This window comes from Vibrio sp. 2096 (genome assembly GCF_033339595.1).
GTDB lineage: Bacteria > Pseudomonadota > Gammaproteobacteria > Enterobacterales > Vibrionaceae > Vibrio > Vibrio alginolyticus.
Genome location: NZ_JAWOUX010000008.1, coordinates 184683 through 199648 on the forward strand (window position 1 = coordinate 184683; position 14966 = coordinate 199648).

At 44.9% G+C, this 14966-nt stretch carries 17 protein-coding genes; 1 reads left to right on the plus strand and 16 read right to left on the minus strand.

The genetic code is table 11. From position 1 onward, the window contains the following. Window positions 1-68 precede the first annotated feature (68 nt). From R7Q41_RS16325 to trmJ, 12 genes are all read right to left on the minus strand, one after another. Window positions 69-1196 carry a bifunctional tRNA (adenosine(37)-C2)-methyltransferase TrmG/ribosomal RNA large subunit methyltransferase RlmN gene (locus R7Q41_RS16325; protein WP_017633913.1) on the minus strand — a complete coding sequence of 376 codons (1128 nt, stop codon included), beginning with the start codon at window positions 1194-1196 and terminating at the stop codon, window positions 69-71. A 373-nt stretch (window positions 1197-1569) separates the two neighbouring features. Beyond that, window positions 1570-1995, minus strand: a complete 426-nt coding sequence (gene ndk, locus R7Q41_RS16330) for a nucleoside-diphosphate kinase (RefSeq protein ID WP_005381702.1) — start codon at window positions 1993-1995, stop codon at window positions 1570-1572. Between the two features lie 95 nt (window positions 1996-2090). After that, window positions 2091-3389, minus strand: coding sequence for an aminopeptidase PepB (gene pepB, locus R7Q41_RS16335; protein ID WP_017633915.1), 1299 nt, complete (start codon window positions 3387-3389; stop codon window positions 2091-2093). 161 nt (window positions 3390-3550) lie between these two features. Continuing rightward, window positions 3551-3745: a Fe-S cluster assembly protein IscX gene (gene iscX, locus R7Q41_RS16340; RefSeq protein ID WP_005381711.1), complete on the minus strand. Its 195-nt coding sequence runs from the start codon at window positions 3743-3745 to the stop codon at window positions 3551-3553. A gap of 44 nt (window positions 3746-3789) precedes the next feature. Then, window positions 3790-4128, minus strand: a complete 339-nt coding sequence (gene fdx, locus R7Q41_RS16345; RefSeq protein WP_005381713.1) for an ISC system 2Fe-2S type ferredoxin — start codon at window positions 4126-4128, stop codon at window positions 3790-3792. A 13-nt stretch (window positions 4129-4141) separates the two neighbouring features. Beyond that, complete coding sequence (gene hscA, locus R7Q41_RS16350; RefSeq protein ID WP_053302969.1) at window positions 4142-5995, minus strand: Fe-S protein assembly chaperone HscA; 1854 nt, start codon at window positions 5993-5995, stop codon at window positions 4142-4144. Between the two features lie 21 nt (window positions 5996-6016). Further along, window positions 6017-6532 carry a co-chaperone HscB gene (gene hscB, locus R7Q41_RS16355; protein WP_005381716.1) on the minus strand — a complete coding sequence of 172 codons (516 nt, stop codon included), beginning with the start codon at window positions 6530-6532 and terminating at the stop codon, window positions 6017-6019. Between the two features lie 55 nt (window positions 6533-6587). After that, on the minus strand, window positions 6588-6911 hold the full coding sequence (gene iscA / locus R7Q41_RS16360; RefSeq protein WP_005381717.1) for an iron-sulfur cluster assembly protein IscA: 324 nt from the start codon (window positions 6909-6911) through the stop codon (window positions 6588-6590). Window positions 6912-6981: 70 nt separating this feature from the next. After that, entirely contained in the window at window positions 6982-7365 is a 384-nt protein-coding gene (gene iscU / locus R7Q41_RS16365) for a Fe-S cluster assembly scaffold IscU (RefSeq protein ID WP_005381718.1), read from the minus strand. A 38-nt stretch (window positions 7366-7403) separates the two neighbouring features. After that, entirely contained in the window at window positions 7404-8618 is a 1215-nt protein-coding gene (locus tag R7Q41_RS16370) for an IscS subfamily cysteine desulfurase (RefSeq protein WP_005381719.1), read from the minus strand. Window positions 8619-8646: 28 nt separating this feature from the next. Then, on the minus strand, window positions 8647-9153 hold the full coding sequence (gene iscR, locus R7Q41_RS16375; protein WP_005381720.1) for a Fe-S cluster assembly transcriptional regulator IscR: 507 nt from the start codon (window positions 9151-9153) through the stop codon (window positions 8647-8649). A 125-nt stretch (window positions 9154-9278) separates the two neighbouring features. After that, window positions 9279-9998 (minus strand): tRNA (cytosine(32)/uridine(32)-2'-O)-methyltransferase TrmJ, encoded by a 720-nt coding sequence (trmJ, locus tag R7Q41_RS16380; RefSeq protein WP_005383693.1) that lies wholly within the window; start codon window positions 9996-9998, stop codon window positions 9279-9281. Between the two features lie 231 nt (window positions 9999-10229). Here trmJ and suhB point away from each other — a divergent pair, with 231 nt between their 5' ends. After that, the gene (suhB, locus tag R7Q41_RS16385) at window positions 10230-11033 is read left to right on the plus strand and encodes an inositol-1-monophosphatase (protein WP_005381722.1); all 804 of its coding nucleotides are present in this window, start codon (window positions 10230-10232) and stop codon (window positions 11031-11033) included. Window positions 11034-11085: 52 nt separating this feature from the next. Here the strand turns inward: suhB and R7Q41_RS16390 are convergent, their stop codons facing one another. The 4 genes from R7Q41_RS16390 to secD form a co-directional block, all read right to left on the minus strand. Continuing rightward, window positions 11086-11415 carry a hypothetical protein gene (locus R7Q41_RS16390; protein WP_206954195.1) on the minus strand — a complete coding sequence of 110 codons (330 nt, stop codon included), beginning with the start codon at window positions 11413-11415 and terminating at the stop codon, window positions 11086-11088. Window positions 11416-11556: 141 nt separating this feature from the next. Beyond that, window positions 11557-11973, minus strand: coding sequence for a hypothetical protein (locus tag R7Q41_RS16395; RefSeq protein ID WP_017633921.1), 417 nt, complete (start codon window positions 11971-11973; stop codon window positions 11557-11559). Between the two features lie 164 nt (window positions 11974-12137). Further along, entirely contained in the window at window positions 12138-13085 is a 948-nt protein-coding gene (secF, locus tag R7Q41_RS16400) for a protein translocase subunit SecF (protein ID WP_005383689.1), read from the minus strand. 14 nt (window positions 13086-13099) lie between these two features. After that, on the minus strand, window positions 13100-14956 hold the full coding sequence (secD, locus tag R7Q41_RS16405; protein ID WP_005381724.1) for a protein translocase subunit SecD: 1857 nt from the start codon (window positions 14954-14956) through the stop codon (window positions 13100-13102). Between the last annotated feature and the right edge of the window lie 10 nt (window positions 14957-14966).

The window sequence follows — 14966 nt, forward strand, 5'->3', positions numbered from 1 at the left end:
AAAATGTCCTAAACAATAAACAAAATAGCCAGAGCGAATGGCTCTGGCTATTTTTGAATTCCGGTCGTTTATACAGCTTTCACTTCAATGGTATCGGCACCGCGTGACGCTTTCAGCATTGCCGTACGTTTAGTTCGGTCAATTACATCACCGACCAACTGACCACATGCGGCATCAATGTCATCACCACGTGTTTTACGAACCGTAACTGTGTGCTCGTATTGCATCAATGTTTTTTGGAAGCGATCAATACGTGAGTTACTTGGTTTCTTGTAAGGTGAACCTGGGTACGGGTTAAACGGAATCAAGTTAATCTTACATGGTGTGTCTTTCATCAATTCAGCCAGTTCACGAGCATGGTCCATGTCATCGTTCACATGATCAAGCAACACGTACTCGACTGTTACCTTGCCACGGTTTGCATTCGATGAAGCAATGTAACGACGAACGGATGCTAGGAAATCTTGAATATCCCAACGATCGTTAATTGGCATGATTTCACTACGCAGCTTATCGTTTGGCGCATGAAGAGAGATCGCTAACGCAACGTCGATTTTGCCCGTCATCTGATCAAGACCAGAAACGACACCTGATGTTGATACGGTTACGCGACGCTTCGACAAACCAAAGCCAAGGTCATCCAGCATTAACTCCAATGCAGGAATCAAGTTCTTCATATTAAGAAGCGGCTCACCCATGCCCATCATCACGACGTTCGTAATTGGGCGACGGCCTGTTTCTTTCTCAAGACCAATTTCACGTGCAGCACGCCACACCTGACCGATGATCTCTGAAACTTTCAAGTTACGGTTAAAGCCCTGCTGTGCTGTTGAGCAGAACTTACATTCCAATGCACAACCTACTTGAGAAGATACACAAAGCGTTGCGCGATCATCTTCTGGAATGTAAACCGTTTCTACATCCTGATCACCAACCTTCATTGCCCACTTGATCGTGCCGTCTGAAGAATGCTGAGCTTCTGCTACAGTTGGTGCTTTAATTTCACACTTGTGTAAAAGCTTTTCGCGCAGCTTCTTGTTGATGTTTGTCATTTTTTCGAAGTCATCTACACCGAAATGGTAGATCCACTTCATAACCTGATCGGCACGAAACGCTTTCTCGCCAAGTTCTTCCGCGAAAAACTGACGCATGCCTTTGCGATCAAAGTCGAGTAGATTGATTTTTTCAGTGGTCATGTTGCCTCTCAATGACTGAAACAAGAATAAGGGCGCGAATTGTACAGCCTTTATGCAGCTACAACAAGGGGTGTAAGACCCTGAGTTTGCTAAGGCATTAAAATAAAAACGATTAAATTTTAATCAGACTTTACGGTGAGAATAATGATTAGACAACCGACAACAAAAGCGTAGAAGTGGTACAGAGAAAACAGTGAGAACAAACACACGTAACTAAGCTTTCACCCCTGTAAGATGCTCAGATTAGCCAACATCTTCGCGAATAATTACGAATGAACTCGCAGGTGAAATGGAGAACGCGGAATAAAAAACCTCGGACAATTCCGAGGTTATTACGAACTAGATCATCACGCAAAAGTGATGCATGAACGAGTTAGCGAGAGAAAACTTCTGATTCAGGGAAGAAAAACTCAATTTCACGAGCGGCAGACTCAGGGCTATCTGAACCATGAACTGAATTGTGACGCATGCTGAGTGCGTAATCAGCACGCAAAGTGCCACATGCCGCGTCCTCTGGGTTGGTTTTACCCATTAGCTCGCGGTAACGTGCAATCGCATTTTCGCCTTCCAATACCTGAACCATAATAGGACCAGATGTCATGAACTCTTTTAGAGGAGGGAAAAACTCTTTACCTTCATGCTCTGCATAAAAGCCGCTTGCCTGATCTTCTGTCAGGTGAACCATTTTGGCAGCGATGATACGTAGGCCAGCCTTTTCAATACGATTGTAGATTTCACCAATTAGGTTTCGCTCTACAGCATCAGGCTTAATGATTGAAAATGTTCTTTCTAGAGCCATAAAATTTCCTTTCTGTACTTGTAATAATAGTTGTGCTTTTAAAGTGACTTACTGGGTAAGAGCAGCACTCAAACAAGAGAGTGCTGCAATCAATCTTATTTTCCAGCTTGCTCATTGAGGAAACGAGCAAGTGTACGAACACCCATACCCGTTGCTCCCGCAGCCCATTTATCAGAAGCGGCTTTACGATACGTACCCGCACAGTCGAAATGTAACCAGCCTTTTTTGTAGTCCTCAACGAAGTAAGACAAGAATGCAGCTGCAGTACTTGCACCCGGAGAATAATCACCAGAGCTGATATTCGATAAATCGGCAAAATTAGATGGCAGCATTTCTCGATGGAAATCAGCAAGTGGTAGCGGCCACAAGCCTTCTTTTTCCTGGTTTGCCGCCGTAAGCGCTTGATGCGATAGCTCATCATCAAAGCTCATTAGCGCATGGTAATCGTTACCTAACGCATTCTTCGCTGCGCCTGTTAGCGTCGCGCAGTCAATGATTAACTCAGGCTTTTGCTCACTGGCGTAGATAAGACCGTCTGCAAGCACCAAGCGACCTTCCGCGTCGGTATTCATAATCTCAACGGTTTTGCCGTTTTTGTAAGTGATGATGTCGCCAAGCTTAAGGGCACGGCCAGAAACCATGTTCTCAGCACAACACAAGATCAGCTTTACGCGCTTGTTTAAACCGCGCAAGATAGCTAATCCTAGGCCACCAGTTATAGTACCCGAGCCACCCATATCTGCTTTCATTGCACTCATGAAGGTAGAAGGCTTCAAGCTGTAACCACCGGAATCAAAGGTGATGCCTTTACCCACAAGACATGCGAATACAGGTGCGTTTTCGTCACCAGTTGGGTTGTAGTCTAACTGAAGCATCGCAGAAGTACGCTCAGAACCACGGCCTACTGCGTAAATACCTTCCCAACCTTCTGCCAACAAGTCTTTGTCTTTGACGATACGAGCTGTCACCGTGCCTTTCGGCGCAACAGATTTGATGAATTCAGCAGCCATTGTCGCTAGCTGACGAGGAGCAACTTCTTCTGCCGTTTTGTTGATAATATCGCGGGTAAAATCAGTCGAAGTAATACGAGCTTGAAGCTCTGCTTGCTCTTCATCAGACAATGCTGCCCACTCAACTGAGCCATGTTTTTTAGGGTTACGGAACCCTTGGTGGAAAGCCCATACGCTCTCTAGATCCCAGTTATCACCAGAAAGAAAAATAGAACGAATTCCTTGGCCATCTAGCTGACGAGCTGCACGTTGAATTGCGCCGAGATCATGACCTTCACCTAAGTGAATAGTTGCGCCGTTTTCAGCGAATGAAAGCAGTGCTTTTTCACCCCAATGTGGTGCTGCCGACTCTTGACTTAAAAATACAGACATCTGTGTAGACATGGTTTCTCCTTGTCTTATAGCAGCGTTGCCTACGCTGCTTCTTTTTAATAACTCACGGATGTTAGCATTATGTAGGGCAAAAATGTCAATTGGATAAAAAAACGGACCTAAAGGTCCGCTTTTTTTAGTAAGAATTGTTAACTAGGCTGTGTTTTACAGACTTAGTCTGCTTCGTCCATCCAGCACATGATAACGGCTTCTAGAATCTTTTCATTAGAACGGTTTGGCTCATCGTCAAACTCATCTAACTCCATGATCCATTGATGAAGATCGGTAAAACGCACTGTTTTTGGATCGACATCTGGAAACTTGTCACAAAGTTCAATCGCGATATCGCGAGAATCTGTCCATTTCATTGCTCATCTTCCTTTTGCTTCTTCCCTATATTGGGAAGATAGTTTTAGTGATCTTCTGAAGCGTGGTTGAGTGTGTATTTAGGAATTTCTACTACCAAGTCTTCATCAGCAATTCTCGCCTGACACCCTAGGCGTGACTCAGGCTCTAGACCCCACGCTTTATCTAGCATGTCGTCTTCTAGTTCTTCACTTTCTTCTAGTGAATCAAAACCTTCACGGATGATTACGTGGCAGGTAGTACACGCACATGACTTCTCACACGCATGTTCAATACCGATACCGTTTTTTAGCGCTACGTCTAGAACGGTGTCACCAGAGTTTGCTTCCAACACTGCACCTTCTGGGCACAAATCGTCGTGTGGTAATACAATAATCTTAGGCATAACTACTTATCTCTTATATATCGTCTACTGATTGACCTGACAACGCAGCTCGAATCGATTTATCCATACGGCGTGATGCGAAATCTTGGCTCGCTTTATCGGTATCTTTAATGCCCTGCTCTATCGCATCTGCATCATCACCATTACGCAGCTCAATCAAGGCTTCGATGGCTTTAATCAAGTTTTGTTTCTCTTGTTCTGATAGTAAGTCATCACCATCAGCTTGCATCGCTGCAATCAAACCTTCTATCACTCGGTCGGCTTCAACACGCTGTTCAGCTAAGGCACGAGCTTGCATGTCTTCTTTTGCGTGCGTCATTGAATCACGCAACATATCCGCCACTTCATTGTCACTTAAGCCGTAAGAAGGTTTTACTTGAATCTCTGATTGAACACCAGTGCTCTTCTCCATTGCCGTAACAGAAAGAAGGCCATCAGCGTCAACTTGGTAAGTCACGCGAATATGTGCCGCACCCGCTGCCATCGGAGGAATACCTTTTAACGAGAAGCGAGCAAGTGAACGACAGTCATCAACCATTTCACGTTCACCTTGTACCACATGAACACTCATCGCCGTTTGGCCATCTTTGAATGTGGTAAATTCTTGCGCACGCGCAACGGGAATCGTAGTGTTGCGGGGGATGATCTTCTCGACCAAACCACCCATGGTTTCAATACCGAGCGACAGTGGAATCACATCAAGAAGCAACATTTCAGAGTCAGGTTTGTTACCCGCGAGAATATCAGCTTGAATACCCGCACCGATTGCGACGACTTCATCTGGGTTAATGCTTGTCAGTGGTGTACGGCCAAAGAATTCGCCAACCATTTCTCGTACAAGCAATGTGCGTGTTGAGCCACCGACCATGACTACTTCAAGTACATCTTCCGCATCTACATCCGCATCTTTCAGCGCACGGCGGCAAGACATCAGGGTTTTCTTCACTAGCGGACGAATCAGATCTTCGAACTGCTCGCGAGTCACGGTGCCTTTCCAACCAAAAACGTCAACGTCAACACTGTCTTGCTCAGAGAAAGCAATCTTAGCTTCAGTAGCAATGTTCAACAGTGTACGGTTCTTTTCTGCAGAAAGCGGCGCTTCTAGACCCGCTTGCTCCATTAAATAATCGGCAAATAGATGGTCGAAGTCGTCACCGCCTAATGCAGAATCGCCACCTGTTGCTAATACTTCAAATACGCCTTTCGATAAACGTAGGATAGAGATATCAAAAGTACCGCCACCTAGATCGTAAACCGCAATCACACCTTCTTGACCAGAGTCTAGGCCATAAGCAATTGCCGCAGCGGTTGGTTCGTTAAGTAGACGGAGAACATGAAGACCAGCTAATTTCGCCGCATCTTTTGTACCTGCACGTTGCGCGTCATCAAAGTAAGCAGGAACGGTAATAACTACACCAGCTAACTCACCACCTAACGTATCTTCAGCTCGCTTACCCAATACTTTTAGGATGTCCGCAGATACTTCAATCGGGTTTTTGTCACCTTGAGGTGTTTGCAGAATTGGCAGGCCGTTTTCACTCTCTTTAAAACGATAAGGAAGTGAAGAGTAACGGGACTGAATGTCCTTTAATGAACGACCGATCAAACGTTTTACAGAGATAATCGTGTTCTCTGGTTCAAACTCTGCTTTGGCTTTGGCTTCGTGGCCGACCGTTAACGTTTCCTCAGCGTAATTAACGACTGAAGGTAAAATAGTACGGCCCTGCTCGTCCGCAAGTGGAGTTGCATCGCCGCTACGTACAGAAGCAACCAAAGAGTTGGTAGTACCTAAGTCGATACCCGCTGCTAACTTATGCTCATGAGGTGCCGAGCTTTGGCCCGGTTCTGCGATTTGAAGTAGTGCCATGATAGGTCCTTGTCACGCTTACTAGCCGAGGAGTTTGTCTTCGACTAGCTCAATTTCGTTCTTTAGTTTGGCAATGAATTTTAGCTTACGAACTCGGTCTGCGGCTTCAGTCCATAGACCATCATCAAGCTCTTGCTCGACGCTTGCCAGATGCTGTTTGTACATTTTGCTGACCTTAGAGTCGAAGTCAAAAAGCGCCGATTCAGGATCGGACTTGTCAGCAATCTCTTCCAGTTCTTCGCGCAGTTCCATTTGCTCCATTAAGAACATCGGATCTTGCATTGTTTGCTGTTCACCTCGGATCTCAACACCTTGCTCTGCGAGGATATACTCGGCGCGAGAAATAGGATTTTTCAGAACTTGATAGGCATCGTTGATTTGCGCCGCCTTTTGCACCGCCATCAAACGGTCACGTTCTGAGCCCGTTGCAAAGTTATCCGGGTGGAAGCGTTTTTGTAGTTCTCGGAACTGAGAAGAAAGAAGGCTACCATCCAGCTTAAACTGACTTGGTAGCCCAAATAATTCAAAGTGATTCATTAAGTTCGGGTCCTAGTAAAGCCTTCCGGACTCGTTTGCCCAGAAGGACAATCAATTAGACGTTGAAGCTTTCACCACAACCACATTCACTTTTCGCGTTAGGGTTGTTGAATTCAAAACCTTCATTCAACCCTTCTTTCACGTAATCCAATTCAGTACCATCTAGGTACACTAAGCTCTTTTGATCGATGATAATTTTCACTCCAGAGAGTTCAAATACTTCGTCTTCTTCATTGAGCTCATCAACAAACTCAAGTACGTATGCCATGCCGGAACAGCCAGTCGTCTTCACTCCAAGACGTAAACCGATACCTTTGCCTCGGTTATCTAGGAATGCTCTTACGCGACTTGCCGCTGATTCTGTCATTGTGATGGCCATACTGCACCTTAGTCTGTCTAAATTTCGATTGGAATGGGAGCGTCAAAGCTCCCATTATATTACGGAATAATTATTCTTGGTGTTTTTTCTTGTAGTCAGCAACCGCTGCTTTGATTGCATCTTCAGCAAGAATAGAACAGTGAACTTTAACTGGTGGAAGCTCTAGCTCTTCAGCAATCTCAGAGTTTTTAATTGCTGCCGCTTCATCAACTGACTTACCTTTTACCCACTCAGTTACTAGTGAGCTTGATGCGATTGCACTACCACAACCGTATGTTTTGAACTTCGCATCTTCGATGATACCTTCAGGTGTCACTTTGATTTGAAGCTTCATTACGTCACCACACGCAGGAGCGCCAACCATGCCGCTACCTACTGATGGATCTTCTTTATCGAATGAACCAACGTTACGTGGGTTCTCGTAGTGATCAATTACTTTTTCGCTGTATGCCATGATAAATTACCTCGAATCCTCTATTTCAATCCCTGAGATTAATGGTGAGCCCATTCAACAGTGCTCAAATCAATCCCTTCTTTGTACATATCCCATAGAGGAGACATGTCGCGTAGCTTAGTCACTGCAACGCGGATTTGTTCAATTGCGTAATCAATTTCTTCTTCAGTCGTGAAACGACCAAACGAGAAACGAACCGAGCTGTGAGCCAATTCGTCATCCATGCCTAGGGCACGAAGAACGTAAGAAGGCTCAAGGCTTGCAGACGTACAAGCACTACCAGAAGATACCGCTAGATCTTTAAGCGACATTAGTAGTGATTCGCCTTCTACGAATGCGAAACTGATGTTTAGGTTGTGTGGTACACGCTGCTCAAAGTCACCGTTTACCGTCACTGCTTCTAAGTCTTTCACGCCATCAAAAAGACGGTTACGAAGCGCTAAAGCATGATCGTAATCTTTTTGCATGTCTTCTTTTGCAATGCGGAATGCTTCACCCATGCCTACGATTTGGTGAGTAGGTAGTGTACCAGAGCGGAAACCACGCTCATGACCGCCACCGTGCATTTGCGCTTCAAGACGAATACGAGGCTTACGACGTACGTAAAGTGCACCGATACCTTTAGGACCGTAAACTTTGTGAGCAGAAAGTGAAATTAGATCAACTTTCATCTCTTGAACGTCGATTGGTAATTTACCTGCAGATTGCGCAGCGTCCACGTGGAAAACAATTTTACGCTCACGGCACAGTTCGCCGATCGCTGTAATGTCTTGAACCACACCAATCTCGTTGTTTACATGCATAATAGACACAAGCACGGTGTCATCACGCATGGCTGCTCTAAGCTTCTCTAGATCGATCAAGCCATTTGATTCTGGCTCAAGGTAAGTCACTTCAAAGCCTTCACGCTCAAGTTGACGACATGGGTCAAGAACGGCTTTGTGCTCTGTTTTACAAGTGATTACGTGCTTGCCTTTCTTCGAGTAAAAGTGCGCTGCACCTTTAATCGCAAGGTTGTCTGATTCTGTCGCACCAGATGTAAATACGATTTCGCGAGGATCTGCATTTAGAAGGTCAGCAATTTGCTCACGAGCAGTATCGACCGCTTCTTCTGCCTGCCAGCCGTAACGGTGCGAACGTGACGCTGGGTTGCCAAATGTGCCATCCATTGTCATGTACTGAACCATTTTTTCAGCAACACGTGGATCAACTGGACATGTAGCGGAATAATCAAGATAAATCGGCAGTTTCATTCTCTACTCCAATGTAAAAAGCTGACCGCTAAGAGCGGACGTTTACACCGATGGGCGCGGCGGTTGTATTTTTGTTTGATAGCCCATGGGTTACCGCCAGATCAATGTCCTGACGATCAGAAATTTCGAGTACTTCATTGTCTGTCATCAACTCACCAAGAGTGATGTTATTCAAAAAGTCACTAATGCGAGAGCTTAGGTCACGCCACAGCGTGTGAGTAAGGCAACGTGTTCCACCTTGGCAATCTCCTTTACCTTGGCATTTGGTTGCATCTACTGACTCATCAACGGCAGCAATCACGGTACCAATAGCGATACTGTGAGCGTCGGCACCAAGTCGGTAACCACCACCAGGACCACGAACGCTGGCAACGAGACCTGCTTTACGCAATTTTGAAAATAGCTGCTCTAAGTAAGAGAGCGAGATCCCTTGACGCTCTGAAATATCAGCCAGAGGTACAGGGTTTTGTTGCGAATGCAGTGCCACATCCAGCATGGCTGTCACCGCATATCTTCCTTTAGATGTAAGTTTCATACCACACCGTATCCACATGGTTTGTAATGGTTAAGATTTTTCCATACCTGAGTAATTTGGTCAAGTATTTATTTGACCATTTTACTCAGGTATTCATCCTCACATCTAAAGTGGTTATTATTCACTCAGAACTTCTTTTCTATCGAAGTCAAAACGCCTCGTAGAATATTAAGTTCTTGGGTTTCTGGTCGAGCACGAGAGAACAAACGGCGCAACTTATTCATCACCTGTCCAGGTTGCTCTTTGTTAATAAACTGGGTCTCAACCATCACCTTTTCAAGATGCTCGAAGAACATTTCGAGTTCTCGATGACGCGGGTATTCTTCCGATTCATTTGGGGAAAACTGGCTTTGCTCTAAGTTCAAGTGTGCAACTCGCACTTCGTAACTGAGAGTTTGTACAGCCATCGCTAGGTTAAGCGAGCTGTACTCAGGATTAGCGGGAATACAAACATGGTAGTGGCACTTTTGTAGCTCTTCGTTTGTCAAACCAGTTCTTTCTCGGCCAAACACGAGCGCAACCGGATGCTTTCGGCCTTCAACTGCAAATTTCTCACCGCATTCACGTGGCTCGAGCATTGGCCATTCTAATGTACGAGAGCGGGCGCTAGAACCCACAACAAGGCCACAATCTTCAACCGCTTCTTCTAATGTGCCGACAATCTTTGCATTTTGAGCAATATCACCAGCACCCGCAGCTAAAGCAAGAGTTTGTTCATCCACTTCACATTGTGGATCGACTAATACTAGTTGGTTTAAACCCATCACTTTCATTGCTCGAGCTGCTGAGCCAATATTGCCTGAATGAGAGGTACCTACGAGTACAATTTTTACTTGATCCAACATCTGTGTTTGCTACCTAAATTAAAACCGCAGAATGTTATCATAGTTTTTTAAGACACCCTAGAGGCAAGCAGACCTCTCTTCTCATTCTTGGTTATTGTTCTCGTCCGCAGTATGATCTGTACACTCAGTCGGCCGCAATTAGAGTAAAAAATAACCACTTCCCTTTTTGATTATCTCTGGTATACTCGCCGCCGCTTTCATTTGTTCTTTAACATCCGTTGGGAAATTCGTATGCATCCAATGCTAAACATTGCTATTCGCGCTGCGCGAAAGGCAGGCAATCATATTGCTAAATCATTAGAAAACACTGATAAAGTAGAATCTACTCTTAAAGGCACTAATGACTTTGTCACTAACGTAGACAAAGAAGCAGAATACATCATCATCGATACTATCAAGCAGTCTTACCCTGAGCACTGTATCGTTGCTGAAGAACAAGGTCTTATCGAAGGTAAAGATAAAGACGTACAATGGATCATCGACCCACTGGATGGCACCACTAACTTTGTAAAAGGTTACCCAACTTTCGCGGTTTCTATCGCTGTTCGTATTAAGGGCAAAACTGAAGTTGCTTGTGTTTACGATCCAATGCAAAACGAGCTATTCACTGCACAACGCGGTGCCGGCGCTCAACTAAACAGTGCACGTATTCGTGTTGCTCAACTAAAAGACCTTCAAGGTACTGTTCTAGCAACAGGCTTCCCATTCAAGCAGAAACAACACGCTGAGTCTTACATCAAGATCGTTGGTGCGCTATTCACTGAATGTGCTGATTTCCGTCGTAGCGGCTCTGCTGCTCTTGACCTTTGTTACGTGGCTGCTGGCCGTGTTGATGGTTACTTCGAGCTAGGCCTAAAACCTTGGGATATGGCAGCAGGTGAGCTTATTGCTCGTGAAGCTGGCGCAATCCTAACAGACTTTGCTGGCGGCACTGACTACATGAAGTCTGGTAACATCGTTGCTTCAAGCGCTCGTGGCGTAAAATCTATCCTTAAGCACATCCGCGAAAACGGTAACAGCGCGATCCTTAAGTAAGATTTGAAAGTCATATATAGCCCGTCACGCTGATGACTTTAGAAAGCCCCGCTCATTGAGCGGGGCTTTTTGATTTCGAACAATCAGCCTGTTTGTAGAAACGGTCGTAGTCAGATAAGTGGTCTATTTTTACGTGCTTAACCTTCCATATTTGTTCCTTCATTAAAAACTGCAGCGAAACCGTGACTGGCTGGTATACATCACCAAAGCCGTTTACAGAAAGACATCCAACTCCTCCATCCTCACTGTACTCTTCAAAGTAAGACAGCTCTGTAACCAAACTTGATGGGATAGATGATAAAAATGGAAATTGATGACCAAATTTTATTGGGTGAGACTTAATACTGTTCAGCTCTTCAATCGATAGATTTGGTCCTGCCATAGCTTCTACCACCTCTATATACTGCATCTTGTATAAATTATTACGTATATCAAGGTAAGTATCGTGGAGTGGACTTGCGATGCAGGGCGTTGAAACACTTAGTAAAACCGGAATAGGTAGAATTCTATTTAGCATAACCAACTAAACCCCAGCTTCACGGAGCGCTTGATCAATTTTACTCGGCTTAAATCTGTACTTACAAAGCCCCCACTCGCACTGCTCTAAAAGCTCACGGACATTTACCTGCCCAGTAACTCCAAAGGAAACAACACCAAAAAGAGAAACACTCCCACTGTATGTCAAAACACCATCACGAGTAGTTTTAAAAGTAACAGAAACGGCTTTTAATTTTATGCCCAGCTCTTCAACCATTTCTTTTGAAACTTCAAACTTAGTAAATCCAAGCTCACCAGATAAAGTTACTTTACCTGACTCATCAACTGCTAACTTGAACCTTTTCCCTCCAGTAACTAGCTTGGTGGTAACACCTTTATTGTGCTTGTAAGAAATCTCTACAAACTTCAGTAACTGTACTTTTATTTCAGCTTGCCTTGACATTATTTCCTCCCGAAATTGTTGAACATACTTCCGATATTCAACTCAATCAAAAAACTACAATTCAAGCTGGAAGTACCTCAAAAAAAAATGAAACTTTCAAATCTATCAGGCATAAAAAAACCGCTGATTGCTCAGCGGTTTTTGTTTTCGGTTCTCAATCTGCCTTATGGCATTTCGTCGAACTCTGCACCTTCTTTTTCTACTTGAGGTGGCATCAAGTGCTCTTTCTGGATACCCAGTTTTAGAGCCAGTGCTGATGCTACGTAGATAGAAGAGTAAGTACCAACAGTGATACCTAGTAGTAGTGCAGTTGCGAAGCCGTGAATCATCGCACCACCCTGCATGAACAGTGCAATTACCACGAACAGCGTCGTACCAGATGTAATCAATGTACGGCTCAACGTTTGAGTGATTGAGGCGTCCATAATGTCTGAAGGTTCACCCTTACGCATCTTACGGAAGTTTTCACGAATCCGGTCAAATACAACTATGGTATCGTTGAGTGAGTAGCCCACAACCGTCAGTAGCGCAGCTACGATGGTCAGGTCAACTTCAATTTGTAGAAACGAGAAGACACCTAGCGTGATAATTATATCGTGAGCCAATGCCATTACCGCACCAGCCGCTAGACGCCATTCAAATCGCATCGATACATAAAGCAGGATACAGATCAGCGATACCAAGATCGCTAGACCACCAGCTTCTGTTAGCTCATCACCAACGTTGGGACCTACGAACTCAATACGACGCATTTCTACGCTTTCGCCAGTACCATCTTTGATAGCACCAATGATTTGGTTACCTAGCGTTTCACCAGAAACGTCATCACGTGGACGAAGACGAACCATGACTTCACGAGCACTACCGAAGTTTTGTACTGTTGCATCGCCAAAGCCTTTTGAATCTAGTGCTGCACGAATCTCTTCAAGGTTTGCTGGCTGTTCAAAACCGACCTCGATAAGCGTACCGCCAGTGAAATCTAGGCCCCAATTAAGCCACTTGGTTGACAAAGTGAAGATGGAAGCAGCAATCATTATAATTGAAAAAACGAATGCTACTTTCGACCAACGCATAAAGCCGATCGTCTTCTCTGCTTTTAGAATTTGAAACATATTAATTCCCAGCCTTAGATCGACAATTTATCAACGCGTTTGCCACCGTAGATCAGGTTCACGATACAACGTGTACCAATAATGGCGGTGAACATTGAAGTTAAGATACCGATAGATAGAGTAACTGCGAAACCTTTCACCGCACCTGTACCGACCGCAAATAGAATGATTGCAGTAATTAGTGTTGTGATGTTCGCATCAGCAATCGTGCTGAATGCATTCGCGTAACCTTGGTGAATCGCTTGTTGTGGACTACGTCCATCACGAATTTCTTCACGGATACGCTCGAAGATCAGTACGTTCGCATCAACCGCCATACCGACTGTTAACACGATACCGGCTATCCCCGGAAGCGTCATGGTAGCGCCTGGAATCATCGACATAACACCAATGATAAGCACCAAGTTTGCCATTAGAGCGATGTTTGCAATCAAACCAAAGCCGCGGTAGTAAAGCAGCGTAAATAGCATTACGGCAACCATACCCCAGATACATGCTTGGATACCCATATCGATGTTTTGCTGGCCCATTGATGGACCAATGGTACGTTCTTCAACGATAGAGATAGGTGCAATCAGTGCACCAGCACGTAGTAGAAGTGCTAGGTTGTGTGCTTCTGCAGCAGAGTCGATACCTGTAATACGGAAGTTACGACCAAGAGCCGATTGAATCGTTGCTTGGTTGATGACTTCTTCATGCTTATCCAGAATAACTTTGCCTTCAGGCGTACGACGGCCACTGTCTTTGTATTCTGCAAACACGGTAGCCATTAGCTTACCAATGTTCTTCTTAGAGAACGCAGACATCTTATTACCACCTTCGCTGTCTAGCGAGATGTTAACTTGTGGACGACCATATTCATCAACACTTGAGCTTGCATCTGTGATGCTTTGACCGCCAAGAATAACGCGCTTCTTAAGCACAACTGGGCGACCATCACGGTCCATCTTGATTTCACTACCTGCTGGCGCACGACCATTTGCCGCTGCCGATAGGTCAGCTTTATCATCAACTTCACGGAATTCAAGCGTTGCCGTAGCTCCGAGAATTTCTTTTGCACGAGCAGTGTCTTGAACACCAGGCAGTTCAACTACAATGCGACTAGCACCTTGACGTTGAACCAATGGTTCCGCAACACCTAGTTCGTTGACACGATTACGTAAAATCGTAATGTTTTGCTCAACAGCATAGTTACGGATCTCTTGTAAACGTTGCTCAGTAAAGGTTGCAGTAAGAGCGTAACGGCCATTTGAATCAGAATCGACAAAAATCATGTCCGGGTGATTCTTTTCTAGCGTTGCTTTCGCTTCTGCTAATTGCTCTTCGTTACGCAACAACACTTCTACCGCTTCTTTTCCAGAAGGGCGGATTGCACGGTAACGAATCTTGGCGTCACGAAGTTCGCTACGGAAAGCTTCTTCTTGTTGACCAACAAGCTTTTCCATCGCTGCATCCATATCCACTTCCATTAAGAAGTGAACACCACCGCGAAGGTCAAGACCTAGCTTCAATGGTGACGCGCCAATCGCTTCTAGCCAATCGGGTGTAGAAGGTGCAAGGTTAAGTGCAACAATTGTGTCTTTGCCTAGCGCTTCGCTGATGACATCACGAGCACTGATTTGTGTGTCAGTGTCGTTAAAACGAACAAGAATTGATCCATCTTCGAGAGCAATGGATTTATGAGAAAGTTGCTCTTTGTTAAGAGCAGTAGTGACAGCATCCAGCGTTGACATATCTACAGAGGCGCCACGCGCCCCTGTAACTTGAATAGCCGGATCTTCACCGTAGATATTTGGAAGTGCGTATAACGCAGCGGTGATGATGGCAAAAAGCACCATCAAGTACTTCCATAATGGATAACGGTTTAGCACAGCGAGGATC